An 18,004-nucleotide genomic window follows, 5' to 3' on the forward strand; every position below is an offset into this window, starting at 1 on the left:
CCGCGGAAAGCGAGCATCTGGAGGGGAAATCAACCACAACTCACTACCTGGTAAATAGCAACAAAGTATGTGAAAAACAGCCTTTATTTTTTAATTCATTCAAAGTTTCAATCCAAAAAATAATCAGGAAAATCGGAGATGATACCATCTAACTTCATCTTTTTGAACATGTGTATTTGTTTTTTATTGTTGACGGTCCATGTATACACTTTCATTCCGTGCTCCTGGATGCGCATTTGCAGCTTAGGACTCATAATCGTTTGCTTTGGATTCAAAAATGATGCAAACTCTGCAATCTCTTTTAATTTTTGGTCATTAATTCGCCGTTTTATCAAAACGCCCACTTGTATGTCCGGCATTAGCTGATGAAACCTTTTCATGGATTCCAAATCGAACGAATGAACCATAACCCTATTATTCCCTGATGAATATTTTTGGATCTTTCCTAATTCTTCAGCAAGTTTTTTTTCAATGCCAGGATAAGAAGATGGATGTTTTATTTCGATTAAGATTCCAACTTCAGACCCGAAATTCTCCAATACCTCACTAAGTAAGGGGATCTTTTCGTTTTTATAACGAGCATGATACCAGCTCCCTGCATCCAATTCCTTTAATTCGGCCGCCGTGTAATCACGGAGGTTTCCTTTGCCGCTTGTGGTTCGATCCAGTGTGGGATCATGATGAACCACAATTACACCATCTTTACTAAGATGAATATCCACTTCCAGGAAATCAGCTCCCAATTCAATTGCTTTATTAAAAGATGCCATTGTATTCTCAGGGCAATATCCAGATGCACCGCGATGTCCTATCTTAAGGGGGGAATGCTGCATAATGAAGTTCCCAGGGAATTCACTCTTTGTTCTTTTAGAGTAGAGGACGAACAAAACAAGTATGGTAACCGAGATAATAAGTAAAAATGCAATCACCGTTCACACTCCTTTTAGACACATTAATAAAATAAATCTTCGTTATCCTTTACCTTAACTTAAATAAAATAAAAGAAATTTGCAATTTGACAGCTTCATTTCATAATTTTATTTGTTAGATAGGAAAAAAACATATTTAACACAATCCAGACTTAAGAGGATTTATTGGAAAGGCATGGAATACTTATAATTTAAGTATCAATAAAGGGGGAAAGCTGATGGAATTGCAGGTGAAACCGAAGTCTAAAAAGTGGAAGGGGAATTTTGGTTTATTTTTTTCCCTGCCCATTATTTCATGGGCCTTATACGATTTTGCCAATACGATTTTTTCTTCTAATATCAATACGATTTTCTTTCCATTCTTCCTCCAGGAACAGATAGGGGAAAATGCTGTCCTAGATCAGATTGCCAGTACCTTCATCTCCTACGCAAACGCGATTGCCAGTTTGTTTCTTGTTTTGTTTTCCCCGCTGTTCGGGGTCATGATCGATAGAACGGGAAAAATGAAAAAATACATTATGATTTTTACACTCATTTCTGTTGCAAGTACATTTTTAATGGGGATTTTTGGAGGGATTTCATTCGATGGAAAGTTTCTTGGCATCCCAATTTCCTTAGCGATCGTCATTCTTTTATTTGTAATCGCTAAGTTTTTCTATCATTCAAGTCTTGTTTTCTATGATACGATGATGAGTGATCTAGGCACGAAACAGCAATTGCCGCTTATATCAGGCTTTGGAGTGGCGGTAGGCTACCTTGGAACGTTAGTGGGACTGTCGATCTATCCATTCATAAGTAAAGGGAGTTCACATGAAGCCTTTATGCCTACGGCCATTTTATTTTTGGTTTTTTCGCTTCCCTTATTCTTTTTTTTAAAAGAGACCCCAAAACAGCAAAAAGCCAAACAACCTTTTTTATCCGGTTATAAGGAAATTAAATCAACATTCAAAGAGATGCAATCCTATCGATCGGTTTTTACATTCATGATTGCTTATTTCTTTTTAAACGATGCAATTGCGACCACTATTGGCATGATGGCCGTATATGCCAAGACTGTTGTCGGATTTTCTTCAAGCGGTTTCATTTTGCTTTACTTGGTATCGACAGTATCGAGTATTGCCGGATCTTTTCTGTTTGGATACATCACACAGTCGAAGGGATCGCGGATAGCTGTGACATATGTGGGAATTCTGCTCTTGGTCGCTTTATTCATTGCGGTCTTTGCCCAAACCGCTCTTTGGTTCTGGATTGCAGGAAGTATGTTCGGCATTTCGCTGGGGTCGATGTGGGTTACATCACGGACATATATAATTGAATTGACCCCGGATGAGAAGAGGGGCCAATTTTTTGGGCTATTTGCATTCTCTGGAAAAGTATCTTCAATAATCGGTCCGCTTTTATATGGAACGATTACGTTGGTTTTCCATGACCTCGGTACATTGGCGAGCCGGATGGCATTAGGGTCACTGATTATCATGGCGGTAATTGGTCTGGGCTTTCTTTTGAAAATGAAGGGTTTGGAAGAAGTGAAATAAGGAAAAGGGAATGGAGCAAGGCCCATTCCCTTCATAATCTTTATACCAAAATCAAGGTGACATCAATGTTCCCACGAGTTGCTTTTGAATAGGGGCAGGTCATGTGGGCTTTTTTGACAAAGTCTTCGGCTTCTGCTCTGCTTAAGTCAGGAATTGAAACATCCAACCTTACAGCCAATTTAAAGCCACCGTCTTCGTCATCTTTACCGATCGTGACATTTGCCGTCACGGAAGTATCGACTTTTTGCTTTTCTTTTTGCAGAACAAGATTCAAGGCACTGTCAAAACACGCAGCATAACCGGCTGCAAATAATTGTTCAGGGTTTGTAGCTCTTTCACCGGAACCACCCAATTCCTTAGGTGACCTCACATCAAAATCCAGAATTCCATCCTCTGACTTAACATGTCCTTCACGACCACCGTGTACGGTAACATTAGCTGTATATAATGGTTTCAATAAAAACAACTCCTTTGTATATTCTTACTATCATTAGTTCCCGCCTTTAAGTCTTATTAAACAAAATAAAGGAGGTTTATAGGAGTGCATTGCTTGAAATTTGGTTATTAATTGGTTTTAAATTGGAAGAAATTGTTTTATAATGAACTGTATTAGAAGGTGTAATACACCCAATGTTCAAGGAGGGTTGATGATGTTTGAGTTGGATGTACAAAGCAGAAAGCCGATATATGAGCAATTGATGGATAAGTTTAAGGAACTAATGATCAATGAAGTTTTACAGGCACATAATCAGCTCCCATCCATTCGAATATTGGCTCAGGAATTGACCATCAATCCAAATACAATCCAAAAAGCATACAAGCAGCTTGAATTCGACGGGTATATTTATACTTTACCAGGCAAAGGGAATTTTGTAGCACCTCCTAAATCTTTGAAAAATTCATTGAATGAAGAAAAGATCAGAAATGAGCTTGCAAAGGTTCTCGCTGAAGCTCTGTATATCGGGATAGATAAACATGAAATTTATAGATTAGTAAAAGAAATCAGTCCATTGGCAAAGGGGGGAGATTCATGATTGAAATAAAACAGGTGAGTAAATTATATGAGGGAAAAGAAGCAATCAAGAACGTCACCTTGGTCATACAAAAAGGCTCCATATTCGGGTTATTAGGTTCCAATGGAGCGGGGAAAACGACTCTATTAAAAATGCTTTCAGGCAATCTGATACAGGATTCCGGTGAAGTCTCTATTGATCGATCATTTGTGTTTGAAAACCGTGAAGTGAAAAATCGTTGTTTCTTCCTCCCTGATACGCCATATTTCCTGGCTAACTATACGATCATGCAAATGGCAGGTTTTTATAGCCATATTTATAGTGATTGGAATCAAGAACGTTTTTACCAATTACAAGAAGTTTTCTCAATGCCTTTCCAATATAAAATACATAAACTATCAAAGGGTATGCAGAGACAGGTTGCTTTTTGGCTCGCACTCTCGACGATGCCGGAAGTTCTCATCCTAGATGAACCGTTTGATGGGTTAGATCCGGTCATGCGTAAAATTGTGAGACAGTTGTTGATTCAGGATGTCTCGGAAAGGGATATGACGGTATTAATATCGTCTCATAATCTCCGGGAAATTGAAGATTTAGCTGACCATGTAGGGATATTGCATAAGGGAGAGCTTGTTATCCAAAAGGATTTGGACGACTTAAAAGCAGATGTACATAAAGTGCAAATTGCCTTTAAACATAAAATCCCCCATGGTTTATACCGTGGAATTCAAATTCTTAACAAGGAAAGGCGCGGCAGTGTGATCGTTTGCATTGTTAAAGGTGCAGAATCCGTGATTAAATCGCACTTTAATCAATTTCAGCCTGAAATATTCGATATTCTCCCCCTTACTCTAGAGGAGATATTCATTTATGAAATGGGGGATATAGGTTATGTCATCCAGAATAACCTGGTTTAATGAAGAATTGATTATCTATATTTTCAGAAGCACTGGCTGGATTGGCTTCCTATACTTCGTCGGCCTAATATTTGCACTGCCACTGGAAATGTTAACGATTATTTTGAATGAGAATAATGAATATGTTGAGTTCGAAAACCTTTTTTCCAGTCAGCAGATGATTCAATATGTCTTGGTCATCGTTATTCCAGTATTATTTGCCATCTTCCTCTTTCGGTTTTTACAGATGAAACAAGCTTCCGATTTTATTCATAGTTTACCTATTACTAGACGAAACATCTTTTTTCATATGATTGGGACGGGAATGGGCTTCATAGTTTTGCCTATTTTACTTACAGGTTCAATCTTGATATTATTCCACTCTGCAATAGACATAGAAAGGCTTTATACCATTCCGGATATTTGGTCCTGGATGGGGATTACATTTATTTTGGAAGCTTTGATCTTTTCTGTTGCCGTTTTAATTGGAATGGTGACGGGATTATCGGCCTTGCAAGGCTTGCTGACATATATTTTTCTAGCTTTGCCGGTGGGATTGTTTGTCTTGTTTGCAGCCAATGTGAAGTTTTTGATAGCAGGATTTTCTGCAGATTATTATCTTAGTGCCAATATGAATGCCATTTCACCCTTATTAGCTGCAACGGAGATGGAAAAAATCACTTTTTTCTCAGTTGATATATTAATCTACAGTATATTGACCCTTCTTTTTCTGCTTAGTTCTCTTTTTCTATATGAGAGGAGAAAGCTGGAGCATGTATCGCAGGCATTTGTTTTCCCTAAGATAAAGCCATTATTTAAATTCGGACTGACTCTATGCATGATGCTGCTGACAGGGCTTTATTTTAGCGGAACGACAGGCAAACCAGGCTGGATTTTCTTCGGATATATCGTTGGTTCTTTGCTTGGATATTATTTAGGGGAAATCGTCCTGCAAAAGACTTGGCGAATACGGCTCAACCTGAAAGGTTATACAGCATTCACAGTGTTTATTATTGTTCTGGCACTTATTTTAAAAATAGACCCCATTCAATATATGTCCAAGATTCCTGATGAAAAGATGATTAACCAAATATATATTGGCGATGCTCCTTTATTTTTTGATGATGACACGTTGGATAATGCACCCACTTATCTTAAAGAGAAGGAAAATAAAGAAGCGATCAGGTTATTGCATCAGCAAATTATCGAAAAGGGAAAAAAAGTTTCAATTGGTGAATTGGATGATGGAAAATCCATATTTCTGATGTATGAACTCAAGAATGGAAGACGGTTGGCGAGGGAGTATCATTTGCAAAACTATGACTTATACCTTCCGCTTTTGGCGAAAATTTATGAATCGAGTGAATATAAAAAAACGGTTAATGAGTTATTGAATGTTTCCGCTGAAGACGTTTCTAAAATCAAGATAACGGCGAGCGGACAAGTGGAAAAATCAGTAACGATTACAGATGGTCAACAGCTGGACGAAGCAGTGCAGGCTTTGTCGGAGGACCTGAATAATCAGTCGTTCACCCAAATGACATCCTCATTTGGTGAATATGCTTCCATTGACATTCTTTTGAATAATAATAAAATCATTTATCTGAATTGGGACTCTTCTTATACTCAGTTTTCAAAATGGATGGAAAATTCCGGACAAGCGGAAGAAGCGCGGTTAATGGCAGATGATATCTCTTATATTCTGGTTGCAAAGACGGATCCGAAAATTTATAATTCGAATTCTGAAAGTAAACTTGTACAACAGATTGAACAAAAGCCGAATCGCATGAAAATTAACACGTCTCCGGAAATCGATTTGGCCATTGATAATGCCCAAATCGATTGGGGCGGAGAGTATTCAGCTGCCTTTTATTATAAAGATAGCAGAGATGTGGATATCAAGAGTTTTTCTGGCGAACATGTTCCCGGCTTTATTTTGGATCATTTTAACGAATGAGTGACAAGGTGAACAAAGATATGCCGCCTGTACACTGTGAATGAAAGGAATAAAATATAAAAGGATGCCGCCCTACTACGGGCGACATCCTTTTGCAATGCATAAGACTTATTTTTGTGTTACTTTACTTTAAAGTTTTACGACGTTTTTAGCCTGAGGTCCGCGGTTTCCTTCTTCGATCTCGAATTCAACCTCTTGACCTTCATCAAGGCTCTTGAAACCCTCTCCCTGAATGGCGGAAAAATGTACGAATACATCATCTTCGTTTGGTACCTCGATAAATCCAAATCCTTTGTCGCTATTGAACCATTTTACCTTACCTGTTACTGTCATTCTATGAATCCTCCTAAAAAGTTAAAAAATATTAATGGTGATGATTTTACCTGGATGGGAAAATCAATTCACACATTATCAAGCATCCACATTCAAGTTAAAGTATCATACGAAGATGCTTGATAATGTGTGAAAGCCTAAAGTAAAAATCAACCCACTAACCTCTGGAACAATTTCCAGTTTTTTAGTATATACCCACCTTTATAAAGGATAAAACAAATGGAAGTAATTTATACATTGTGAATTGGGAAAAATATTATTAGGGAGGTTTTATAAAGGGAAGTATAACGGTATTGTCGTGCAGAATTCTCCTAGTTTGAAATTTGACGGGAATGCCATGACCAAAAGGAAAAGCCTTTATGGTTGAAATTAAAATAATCGGGTATAGGATAAGGAAGAAAGGACTGATGGATAAATGAAGAAATTATTAAAAAGGGCCCTCATATTTGCTGCTCCCATCATATTCAAAGAAGTAAAGAAACGATGGAAAAACAAACGGAATCAAAAAGCGATGAAAACAGCAAGGTAAGTTCGAAAAACAATGAAATAATGAACGATAATCATAAGAATTCGGGTAAGGGGCGCTGATTAAGCGTCTTTTGTTTTGCTATCTGAACAAATCCTTTTATAGTGTTCCATTCACCTCTACATCTTTCCTTCATATCGTGTTAAAATAGTAAGGTTGATTGAAATGAATGCCGAGTAGCCAAGGCTTAAGCCTTATGATATATTGCTTCTTACATATATTGTGTATGATCAGGATCTTTGCTGCATACAAAGAAAGGTTGCCATTCCAATGTAAAAATTACGATAAATCCCCTATATATTTTTTATTGATGACTCCAATAATGAAAGGAACATTTTATGACTACATTAAAAGACGAGGTTCACTCTCGAAGGACCTTCGCAATCATCTCTCACCCGGATGCCGGGAAAACGACTTTAACAGAAAAATTATTGCTGTTTGGTGGTGCGATTCGTGATGCCGGAACAGTTAAAGCAAGAAAAACAGGGAAATATGCTACAAGTGACTGGATGGAGATAGAGAAGCAACGGGGAATTTCCGTTACATCCTCGGTCATGCAATTTGATTATGATGATTTCCGTGTTAATATTCTCGATACACCAGGTCACCAAGACTTCAGTGAAGACACATATCGTACACTGATGGCTGTTGATAGCGCCGTGATGATCATCGACTCGGCAAAAGGGATCGAGGATCAGACGGTTAAATTATTCAAAGTATGCCGGATGAGGGGTATCCCGATTTTCACTTTTATCAATAAAATGGACCGACAAGGTAAAATGCCGCTCGAATTGCTTGCCGAACTTGAAGAGGTATTGGGGATTGAAACATACCCGATGAACTGGCCGATTGGAATGGGAAAAGACTTCGTGGGTATTTACGATAGGTTCAATAATCGGATTGAACAATTCAAAACTGAAGGGGATGAGCGTTTCCTTCCGTTGAATGACGAAGGTGAACTCGAAGTGGATCATAAACTTAAGGATTCCCAGTTATATGAGCAAACTTTGGAAGAAATCATGCTGTTGACGGAAGCGGGTAACCAATTCTCTGAAGAAAACATTGCGAATGGAAAACTTAGTCCCGTATTTTTCGGAAGTGCTTTAACGACATTCGGTGTTCAGACGTTTTTGGATGCTTATCTGAAATTTGCACCAGCCCCACAAGCACGGATGACAACATCAGGTGAAATGAGTCCTGTCAGTAATGATTTTTCCGGCTTCATTTTCAAGATACAGGCGAATATGAATCCGAAACACCGTGATCGGATTGCTTTCCTTCGTATCTGCTCCGGTAAATTCGAGCGTGGAATGAGTGTCAACTTGAGCAGGACAGGGAAACCAATCAACCTTTCTTCGTCTACTCAATTCATGGCAGATGATCGGAACACCGTAAACGAAGCCGTAAGCGGGGATATCATCGGTTTATATGATACCGGGAACTACCAAATCGGCGATACGATTACAACAAGCAAAGACATGTTCCAGTTTGAAAGGCTACCGCAGTTTACACCGGAACTATTCATGAGGGTAACAGCTAAAAACGTCATGAAACAGAAACATTTCCATAAAGGAATTAACCAACTTGTACAAGAAGGGGCAATTCAGCTCTTCAAAACGGTTCGGATGGAAGAATACCTGCTTGGTGCGGTTGGGCAACTTCAATTTGAAGTATTCGAGCATCGAATGAGGAATGAGTACAATGTTGAAGTCGTGATGGAGCGCATGGGCAGTAAGATCACACGTTGGGCTGAAGATGAAAAGCTGGATGAAAATCTTCATAGCACAAGAAGCATTCTTGTTAAAGACCGGTTTGATAAATATGCATTTTTATTTGAAAACGAATTTGCACTTCGTTGGTTCCAAGATAAAAATCCTGACGTGGAATTATATAATCCAATGGATTTGAAATAATGGAGAGGCCCGTGTAATATACACGGGTCAGTTTGTAGACAAAAGGGGTTCGGAATTAAAAAATTCCGAACCTCTTTTTGAGATTCCCTTTGAATTTTTGCCTGAAGTTAAGAGATTGGGGCTCTACGAGCCCACTATGTTAGGCCATTTTTGGACCTCCCCAAGTCCAATTGGCCATCTTCTTTAAATTAATGGCAGCCTCCATTTTACGAACCAAATGGTTCGGTGGCACCAGTTGATCTAACGTAATCATTTCAAGTTGATCTCGCTGAATAGAATCATGTTTAGAAAGCATCCTCATCACCTCAAGTTTTAATACTTCTATTTAAAACAAAAAAAGCGACTCAGGGCAAAAGTGTTTATCTAAAAGGTAAGACAAAGTTGATTGGAGCGGGTGTTCGAGACTCCTGCGGGAAAAGCGCGTCTAGGGGAGACCCCGCAGGCGAAAGCCGAGGAGGCTCCCCGACCGCCCGCGGAAAGCGAGTGCCTGGAGTGGAAATCAACGGCCAAATTGTACAACTCATAAAAAATAGACAAACTCGATTTTCCTCGAGTTTGTCTACAGTCTGGCCCATGTAATATACACGGGTTTTTTCATTATCTGAAGCATTGTTTAAATATCGAAAGATTGCCCCGTCTACATCCGCACTGATGTCTACAATTACTAATCTTTTTTCATAATCATTAACATATCTCTAGTAATTAAATGATCTTTTCTATGTTTAGGCCATTTTACACAATTGATGACTAAGTCTAAACCTTGAGCACTGTCTTAATACATTGTTGATTTGAAATCTGTTGAAAATGCGGGTATTTTAATCATTACCCCCTGTTTTAAACATGTCGACTTTAGATAAACGGAAACAGGAAGACAGAAGATGTTAGACAGCTGAATTTTTGAAAATTAAATAGTAACTAATTGGAAAGGTTAAAAGAAAAGCGTAGTAACTTTTAGCATGGTAAGAATTGCTGGGATATTCCGCGAAACTTCTTAGAACTGCATAATGCTAAAATAGAAAATTTGTGGCTTTAACCCTGGTGCAGGAGGAGAATAGCAAAAATAACTTATATTGTACTACCGAGGTATGCATTTATATCCAAGCCTACGAAGGTATAGTCGGTTTTATCATTGGAAAATATTGCAGATGAATTAGTATTTTTAAGGATATGATTGGCAAATGGTTAGGTTAATTGAATTAAATCAATTGGCTACCTTTTTGGAACTTGATAAAGTACCGAATAATTGTGTGATGTAGGCAAAATGAACATACTTAACATAAAAAGTATCTTCCTTAAAGTTAATAGAGTTTTTAGACCAAAGAGGTGTGTAGCAGTGAAAAAAGGGAAATGGAGTCTACAGTTTACTATTATGATACTGGTGTGTGGGGTAGTAGCCCTATCATTATTTATTACAGATATTCTTATTAGCCAAACAGTAGCGGATACAATAGAGAAGAGCCAGACTGAAAAAGCAGTAAACGTAGCACGCATGGCAGCACAAACGCCGCTTGTAATCGAAGCGTTAAGTGGAAGTGGGAACAATCAGGAAGTTCAGCAATTTGCCAATAGGATAAAAAAATCGACAGATGTAGAATTTGTAGTAATAATCGATAATAATGGAATCCGGAAAACTCACCCCGATCCAAGTAAAATAGGAAAAAAATTTGTTGGGGGGGATGAGAAAGATGTATTACGAGGTAGAGAGCACATATCTATTTCCAAAGGAACTTTAGGCAGGTCATTGCGTTCTTTCACCCCTGTTTATGATTCAGAGGATAATCAAATTGGAGCCGTGGTGGTCGGTATTTCTCTTCAAAAAGTTAATGATGCTGTTTTAAAAAGCCGTTTTAATATTTATGTGGGAACCGTTTTTGGAATATTAACCGGAATTGGCGGGGCTATACTTTTGGCAAGGTATATTAAGAAAATATTATTTGGGCTGGAACCTTTTGCTATTGCGAAGGTTTTAAAAGAGCGAAACGCCATTTTACAATCAGTTCGGGAGGGAATTATAGCGGTAGATCAGAGTTCAACCATTACTCTCATAAACAAAGCAGCTTTAAAGATATTTAAAAAAGCGGGCATTAATGAAAATCCAACGGGTAAAAAGGTAACTGGTTACATGCCTGACTCAAACCTGGATAGAATCCTGGAGACCGGCAAGGCCGAATTGGATAAAGAGCAGGATTTAAACGATAGTGTCTTACTAGTGAATAGGGTACCAGTATTTGTGAAGGATGAAATCGTAGGTGCCGTGGCTACATTTCGTGATAAAACAGAAATACATCTGCTGGCGGAGCAGCTGACTGGAGTCCGTTTATATGCTGAATCGTTAAGGGCCCAGTCGCACGAATTCATGAACAAACTTCATGTAATACTTGGTATGGTGCATATGCATTATTATGATCAGCTTGCAGCATATATTAGTGATCTTGTTGACCACAGAGAGAACGAGATTGGCTTTATTACCAAAACCGTTAAAGATCCAGTACTAGCCGGTTTTTTAATTGGAAAACTAAGTTATGCCAGGGAAGCAGGTGCTAAGCTGGCATTATCCTCTGACTTTCAATTGCCAGAACCAGAAAATGCATCTATTACTCATGAGCTAATTACGATAATAGGAAATTTGATTGACAATGCTATAGAAGCAGTGGAAAAAAGGCCCGTTAAACGAATTGAATTAAAGTTTGATTATGCAGATGATATTTTAACTATTGAAGTTCATGATACTGGACAGGGAATATCTGATGCCAATCTTAATCATATCCTTCTAAAAGGATTTACAACAAAAGGAGATGACAGGGGGATTGGTTTATATTTGGTTAAGGCAAGCCTGGATAAGCTAGGTGGAGATCTCGATATTAGTTCAAAAGAAGGTCAAGAAACAACGTTTGTGGTTTATATACCATACAAAAGCAAGGATGATGTAGGATGATTAAGGTAATGATCGTAGAAGATGACCCGATGGTTGCTGAGTTCAATAAGCGATATTTGAATCAAGTCGATGGCTACGAATTAGCTGCTGTCTGTTCCTCAGTGGATCAAGCTCTGAATGTATTGGAAAATCAAAGAATTGGGTTAGTTCTATTAGACATTTTCATGCCTGGGAAAAATGGACTCGATTTACTCTCACAAATTCGAGAAAGTGAAAAAGAGATAGATGTTATTGTCATTTCTGCTGCGTCGGACATTGAGAGGATTCAGAAAGCATTGAGACTAGGTGCTGTTGATTATTTAATTAAGCCGTTTGAATTTGAACGTTTTAACGCGGCCTTATCAGCATATCGGAACAAATCAGCTTTTATTCAAGATAAAAATATGCTAAATCAAGAAGAATTAGATTATCGAATATTGCATCAAGAAGAAAATCATTTACCAGAGGAATTACCGAAAGGATTAGCTCAAGATACCTTAAAGATTATATGGAATGTGATACGGGTATTTAAAAATGCTCCCTTTTCAACAGAGGAAGTCGTAAATGTGGCGGGTATATCCAGGGTATCAGTAAGGAAATATTTAAAATTCATGAAGGATATCGGGGTCCTTGATGTTAAGGTAATCTATGGAACGGTAGGCCGACCAGTCTCCCAACACAAATTTAATGATGACAAGAGCCATATTATTCAACGTTATCTGTAAGTAGCTAAATGGCTGCTTACTTTTTTTAATTACATAATACTAAAATTAGTTAAATAAGCTAGTGTCCCCCGTAAATGACTACTAAGATATACACTGGCGATTGAGTCATTTATAAATTTTTCATGGGATTAAACAAATAAGCAGTAATGAGGAAATATTTATGTTTTTATGTGCTGTATATTTATTTTCCTTTTTACAGTTTTCTTTTAGTAATTACACTTCCACAGGGAAGAATATACTCTATTGCCTGGTAATGATTATTTATAAATATACATTTTTAGGAAGAGGGTACGTCTATGACAGCTTATGATAAGACAAAAAAGGGCTTGGAAACAACTTTAAGAGGAAAAGGTATTCTGTCAAACCCTTTTATTAATAAAGGGGTTGCTTTCACTAAGGAAGAAAGAAATGAACTAGGATTGGTAGGCTTGCTGCCATCCCAGGTGCTTACTCTTGAGGAACAAGTAAAAAGAGCTTATGTACAATTCTCCACTCAACCTAGCGATATTCGGAAGAATGGAATGTTATATGATTTGTTTAATAGGAATGTGGTACTGTTTTACCGCCTACTTAAAGACCATCTAAGTGAAATACTTCCGATCATTTACACACCTACTGTAGGAGAGGCCATTCAACAGTACTCCCAAGAATATCACCGTCCAGGAGGTCTATACCTATCTATAGATAATATGGAGGGAATGGAAGATGCATTTAAAAACCTGGACCTTTCATCTGATGATATCGATTTAATAGTTGTTACAGATTCTGAAAGTATTCTTGGAATCGGAGATCAGGGAGTTGGTGGAATTAACATAGCCATTGGCAAATTGGCAGTCTACACTGCAGCTGCGGGAATTGATCCAAGCAGGGTGCTACCTATTGTCCTGGATGTTGGGACTGACAACGAAAGCCTGATTAGTGATCCACTGTATATTGGTAACAGGTTTGGGCGTGTTCGCGGTGATGAATACACCGAATTCATTGATTTATTTGTTAAAAATTCTCAAGCCTTCTTCCCAAGGGTATTACTTCACTGGGAAGACTTTGGAAATATAAATGCACGAAATATAATCGATAATTATGGTGAAAAGATTCTCACTTTTAATGATGATATACAAGGTACAGGTGCAGTAACACTAGCCGCCGTAAAGTCTGCATTACAAGTAACTGGTGTTCCTTTAAAGGAACAAAGAGTTGTTGTTTTTGGTCCAGGTGCAGCAGGAATCGGTAATGCTGATCAGATGGTTGAAGCAATGATTCTTGATGGCATTTCAAGAGAAGAGGCATATGGTAACTTTTGGGCTGTCGATTATCGTGGATTGTTGATAGATGACATTCCGGATGTTTTGAAATTCCAAAAGTCGTATTGCCGGAAAGCTGAAGAAGTTGAGGAATGGGCTCGGAATGAAGTCGGAATTATCCCATTATTAGAGGTGATAAAAAAGGTTAAACCAACCATCTTAATCGGTACTTCTGGTCAAACAGGAGCTTTCTCAGAAGAAGTTGTAAAAGAAATGGCAAAGCACGTGGAACATCCTATTATTATGCCGATGTCAAATCCGACTCCCTTAGCGGAAGCTGTTCCTGAAGACCTTATAAAGTGGACTCAAGGTAAAGCCTTAATAGCGACAGGAAGCCCGTTTGATGATGTTGACTATAATGGTGTGATTTATACAATCGGACAATCTAATAATGCATATATTTTTCCAGGACTTGGACTTGGTGCAATTGTCGCAGAAGCAACAATAATCTCTAAGGGCATGCTTGCAGCAGCATCATCTGCTGTTTCAAGATTATCGGATAGCACTAAGCATGGTGCTTCTTTACTCCCTTCAATCAAACAATTGCAAGAGGTTTCTAAATCTGTAGCCATCGAAGTGGCAAAGACAGCCATTGAAGAAGGAGTTGCGAAAGCGGATATAACAGATATTGAAAAAGCAATTACAGAATACATGTGGAAGCCGGAGTACAAAACTATTCATGGGAAATAAATCCATATTATTTTGTTGTCTCAAAAGAAAGGGGATCCGTTTTAGGGGATCTCCGTTTAAGTCAGTCATAGTAGAATCTTTTAAATAGGACAATTTTTTGGAAAGAGAAGTGCATCTCGAGTGAATATTGGGAATATATTTTTAACATTAATACCAATCTTTTTTACAATTATTATTGGTTATTTGGGTGGCTATTTTAAAATTTTTAATTCAGAATCATCCAAAGGGCTTAATACGTTAGTTACAAAATTTGCATTACCTGCACACTTATTCATTGGGATCACGACAACCTCAAAACAAACCTTAATTAATCAATGGTCATTTTTCTTAACTATGACCATAGGTGTTATTGGCTTTTACATTATCCTTTTAATAGTGGCTCGTTTGGTGTTTAAATACGATTTAACTAAAGCATCTATGTTTTCATTAAACGCAACTCAGCCAGCCTTTGCTTTTATGGGGATATCTGTATTAGGCAGTTTGTTTGGGGCGCAAGAGATAGCTATACCTATTGCGATTACCGGTATTGTGGTGAATGCCCTCCTGGATCCATTAGCAACAATAGTTGGTACGGTCGGACAATCCAGATTGGGTAAATCTAAAGATGAAAAAACAAACATTCTAGGTATTGTTTTGCATGGTCTTAGCGAACCGCTTGCATGTATTCCCTTACTTGCTGTTGTATTAACACTATTAGGGTTCCAGGCACCGGATATCATAAAAAATGCGCTTGATCAAATTGGGTCAGTGACATCTGGGGTTGCATTATTTGCTGTTGGTGTAACCGTGGGTATCCGTAAGATTAGCTTACGACCAATTGCTTTTGGTATTTCCATTTTAAAAGTTGTGGCTATTCCATTATTTATGATTCTGGTTGCTCATCTAATTGGCCTTGATCATGCAGATACAATTAAAGCTATTTTGCTAGTATCATTTCCGGGATCTGCTGTAGCTGCAATGATTTCAACTAGATTTGATTCATTATCAACTGAAACAGCATCTTCATTTGTAATTAGTACCATTCTATCTTTAATTACATTACCTATCTATATTTCCTTGTTAATGTAGCCTTCTAAGTATCCATCCTTCTTGGATGGATACTTTTCAACAGAAGTTTGTGAAATACTGAACAAACTTATTATATAACATTAACCTTTTTTTGAAAAGAGTAGATGTTGGCTATTTTTATTTAAAGGGATGGCGTTTGATTAAAGGTGTAAGCCTAGGAAAATGCGTCGCAAATATTATCGATTGTAAAAATTATCTATTTATCAAAAAAAGATTATAATAATAGGATTTGTATAATTACATATTCGAATGCAGCAGTTGACCAAATCTAAAATCTAAATCTTCGGTGTACAGGAATCATTTTTTAACTTACAAAACGTAGTTTGTACACAATAATAATTTTTATTAATTGGTAAATTAAAAACCAAATTATCTGATGATCAGGAACGGTTTGCAGTTCATTTAGTGGGGCTGCGACATAACTGAAAGAATTGTAGGGACATGATTAAGATAGGGCCTTATTTGGGGCTAAGCAAAGAAGAGGACTTATATCTTAGGGAATATTTAGCTGAACCTATATGAAGCGAAGTATGGGTTTTTGTTTTGGGATAAAAAGGAATGAAGAATCGAATTCTACTAAAATAGATTATTATTCCTTTGACAATCGCCCGAAACTCCTTTATATTTAGCTAGTACTTTAGTGCTTAAAAGCGTTTCAGTAATTGTAGGGAGTGAAAAGTCCTATCCTTACCTTAGAGAATATACAAAATGAAAGCGGGGAAATACATTATGCGTCTGGAGGATGCAAAGCTAAAGCTCTCCTTACCTGAAGCAATTGGAGTTTTGGCAATTCTATTCTTAATTATTGCAACTGGTATCATACATTATGGACTTGCCCCCCATATTCCAATTATTGCGGCAATCCTTTTCTTATTTGTTTATGGGAAGATCAAGAAGCTGCCATTTTCGATTATGGAAGCCGCTATAGTCAAAGGTACAGTTTCTGGTATGGGAGCTATCTTTATATTCTTTTTCATTGGAATGCTGATTTCCATCTGGATGGCAAGCGGGACGATCCCTACCATCATGTACTATGGGTTTGACTGGATTTCCGGTGAATATTTCTATGCGATCACATTTCTGGTGTGTTCGCTAATTGGGCTTTGTATCGGGAGTTCACTTACAACTTCAGCCACAATCGGCGTTGCTTTAATAGGTATGGCGGCAGCGATGGATTTATCGTTGGCAATCACAGCCGGTGCAATCATTTCCGGTGCATTTCTTGGGGATAAAATGTCTCCATTATCCGACTCGACCAACCTTGCATCGGGAACGGTTGGAGCACCATTATTTGAACATATCAATAATATGCTTTGGACTACGATTCCAGGTTTTGTAATATCACTTATCATCTTTTATTTCCTTTCACCGAATGTAAAAGTGGCCCGTGTTGAGGAAATCGAAGCCATGACCAAAGCTCTGGAAATGGAAACGAATATAAGCATATGGAGTTTGATTCCGTTTGTCATCGTTCTAGTCATGGCTTTGAAAAAGGTGTCTGCCATTCCGACATTGTCGGCAGGAATCATTTCGGCAGCCATCATCGCTTTCATTCAAACGCCTAATTTGACGGTTGCAAAACTAGCAGATATTTTATACAGCGGATTTGTACTCAAGAGTGGAATGGATCAACTTGACTCAATCTTATCGCGGGGCGGGATTGAAAGTATGATGTTCTCCGTTTCGATGGTGTTGTTGGCATTGGCGATGGGCGGATTATTGTTCGAATTGGGAGTCATACCTTCTATTTTAAATGCGGTCCAGGATTCATTGACGAGTGTAGCGAAAGTGATTTCCGCTACTGTATTTGCAGGAATCATCGTGAATTTCCTGGTGGGTGAACAGTATTTGTCAGTTATACTGCCTGGGAAAGCATTTCAGCAGAAATATGAAGATTTAGGCTTGCAGCCCAAAACGCTTGCGAGGGTGCTTGAAGATGCGGGAACAGTTGTGAACCCTCTGGTTCCTTGGGGTGTTTGCGGTGTATTCCTGACTCAGGTATTGGGTGTTTCAACCCTTGAATATGCCCCATTTGCATTCTTTTGTTTACTTTGTCCTTTGCTTAGCTTGATTTCAGGCTTTACGAAAATCGGTATCCATTATAAATGAAAAAACAGGCGGTCGGTTTAAACTGTACCCTGTAGAGTAGACACTTAAAAAAAGTGTCTACTCTACAGGGTCTTTTTTTGTACAATGGAATGACT

Annotated in this window: 14 protein-coding genes; 10 read left to right on the forward strand and 4 right to left on the reverse strand. The window is 38.1% G+C overall.

What is annotated here, in order from left to right; all coding sequences use genetic code 11:
- Nucleotides 1-107: 107 nt before the first annotated feature.
- Entirely contained in the window at nt 108-929 is an 822-nt protein-coding gene (locus ACFX4L_RS22695) for a glycerophosphodiester phosphodiesterase (protein WP_377406278.1), read from the reverse strand.
- Nucleotides 930-1,147: 218 nt separating this feature from the next.
- On the opposite strand from ACFX4L_RS22695, the gene ACFX4L_RS22700 reads away from it, so the two are divergent.
- Nucleotides 1,148-2,464 carry an MFS transporter gene (locus ACFX4L_RS22700; RefSeq protein ID WP_377387337.1) on the forward strand — a complete coding sequence of 439 codons (1,317 nt, stop codon included), beginning with the start codon at nt 1,148-1,150 and terminating at the stop codon, nt 2,462-2,464.
- 40 nt (nt 2,465-2,504) lie between these two features.
- On the opposite strand, the gene ACFX4L_RS22705 is transcribed toward ACFX4L_RS22700, so the two are convergent.
- The gene (locus ACFX4L_RS22705; protein ID WP_377387334.1) at nt 2,505-2,921 is read right to left on the reverse strand and encodes an organic hydroperoxide resistance protein; all 417 of its coding nucleotides are present in this window, start codon (nt 2,919-2,921) and stop codon (nt 2,505-2,507) included.
- 193 nt (nt 2,922-3,114) lie between these two features.
- On the opposite strand from ACFX4L_RS22705, the gene ACFX4L_RS22710 reads away from it, so the two are divergent.
- The 3 genes from ACFX4L_RS22710 to ACFX4L_RS22720 are packed head-to-tail and all read left to right on the forward strand — an operon-like array spanning nt 3,115 to nt 6,330.
- Nucleotides 3,115-3,498 carry a GntR family transcriptional regulator gene (locus tag ACFX4L_RS22710; protein WP_061462200.1) on the forward strand — a complete coding sequence of 128 codons (384 nt, stop codon included), beginning with the start codon at nt 3,115-3,117 and terminating at the stop codon, nt 3,496-3,498.
- On the forward strand, nt 3,495-4,394 hold the full coding sequence (locus ACFX4L_RS22715; RefSeq protein ID WP_377406280.1) for an ABC transporter ATP-binding protein: 900 nt from the start codon (nt 3,495-3,497) through the stop codon (nt 4,392-4,394). The genes ACFX4L_RS22710 and ACFX4L_RS22715 overlap by 4 nt, the downstream gene beginning before the upstream one ends.
- Nucleotides 4,369-6,330, forward strand: a complete 1,962-nt coding sequence (locus tag ACFX4L_RS22720) for a DUF6449 domain-containing protein (protein WP_289337930.1) — start codon at nt 4,369-4,371, stop codon at nt 6,328-6,330. Before ACFX4L_RS22715 ends, ACFX4L_RS22720 begins: the two co-directional genes overlap by 26 nt.
- A 129-nt stretch (nt 6,331-6,459) precedes the next feature.
- Here ACFX4L_RS22720 and ACFX4L_RS22725 read toward each other — a convergent pair whose 3' ends face one another.
- Nucleotides 6,460-6,663: a cold-shock protein gene (locus ACFX4L_RS22725; RefSeq protein ID WP_061462203.1), complete on the reverse strand. Its 204-nt coding sequence runs from the start codon at nt 6,661-6,663 to the stop codon at nt 6,460-6,462.
- Between the two features lie 864 nt (nt 6,664-7,527).
- On the opposite strand from ACFX4L_RS22725, the gene ACFX4L_RS22730 reads away from it, so the two are divergent.
- On the forward strand, nt 7,528-9,102 hold the full coding sequence (locus ACFX4L_RS22730) for a peptide chain release factor 3 (protein WP_284471380.1): 1,575 nt from the start codon (nt 7,528-7,530) through the stop codon (nt 9,100-9,102).
- 139 nt (nt 9,103-9,241) lie between these two features.
- Here ACFX4L_RS22730 and ACFX4L_RS22735 read toward each other — a convergent pair whose 3' ends face one another.
- Nucleotides 9,242-9,397 carry a hypothetical protein gene (locus ACFX4L_RS22735; RefSeq protein ID WP_377406292.1) on the reverse strand — a complete coding sequence of 52 codons (156 nt, stop codon included), beginning with the start codon at nt 9,395-9,397 and terminating at the stop codon, nt 9,242-9,244.
- 1,038 nt (nt 9,398-10,435) lie between these two features.
- On the opposite strand from ACFX4L_RS22735, the gene dcuS reads away from it, so the two are divergent.
- The 5 genes from dcuS to nhaC all read left to right on the forward strand — a co-directional run bounded on the left by dcuS (nt 10,436) and on the right by nhaC (nt 17,909).
- Complete coding sequence (gene dcuS, locus ACFX4L_RS22740; RefSeq protein WP_377406283.1) at nt 10,436-12,037, forward strand: DcuS/MalK family sensor histidine kinase; 1,602 nt, start codon at nt 10,436-10,438, stop codon at nt 12,035-12,037.
- Entirely contained in the window at nt 12,034-12,741 is a 708-nt protein-coding gene (locus tag ACFX4L_RS22745) for a response regulator (RefSeq protein ID WP_089364135.1), read from the forward strand. The genes dcuS and ACFX4L_RS22745 overlap by 4 nt, the downstream gene beginning before the upstream one ends.
- 296 nt (nt 12,742-13,037) lie before the next feature.
- Nucleotides 13,038-14,732, forward strand: coding sequence for an NAD-dependent malic enzyme (locus ACFX4L_RS22750; RefSeq protein WP_377406286.1), 1,695 nt, complete (start codon nt 13,038-13,040; stop codon nt 14,730-14,732).
- A gap of 120 nt (nt 14,733-14,852) precedes the next feature.
- Nucleotides 14,853-15,800, forward strand: a complete 948-nt coding sequence (locus ACFX4L_RS22755) for an AEC family transporter (protein WP_089364133.1) — start codon at nt 14,853-14,855, stop codon at nt 15,798-15,800.
- Nucleotides 15,801-16,529: 729 nt separating this feature from the next.
- The gene (gene nhaC, locus ACFX4L_RS22760) at nt 16,530-17,909 is read left to right on the forward strand and encodes a Na+/H+ antiporter NhaC (RefSeq protein ID WP_377406289.1); all 1,380 of its coding nucleotides are present in this window, start codon (nt 16,530-16,532) and stop codon (nt 17,907-17,909) included.
- Nucleotides 17,910-18,004: the final 95 nt, after the last annotated feature.

The sequence above is a fragment of the Peribacillus sp. YIM B13482 genome, assembly GCF_042787975.1.
GTDB classification, from domain to species: domain Bacteria; phylum Bacillota; class Bacilli; order Bacillales; family DSM-1321; genus Peribacillus; species Peribacillus simplex_A.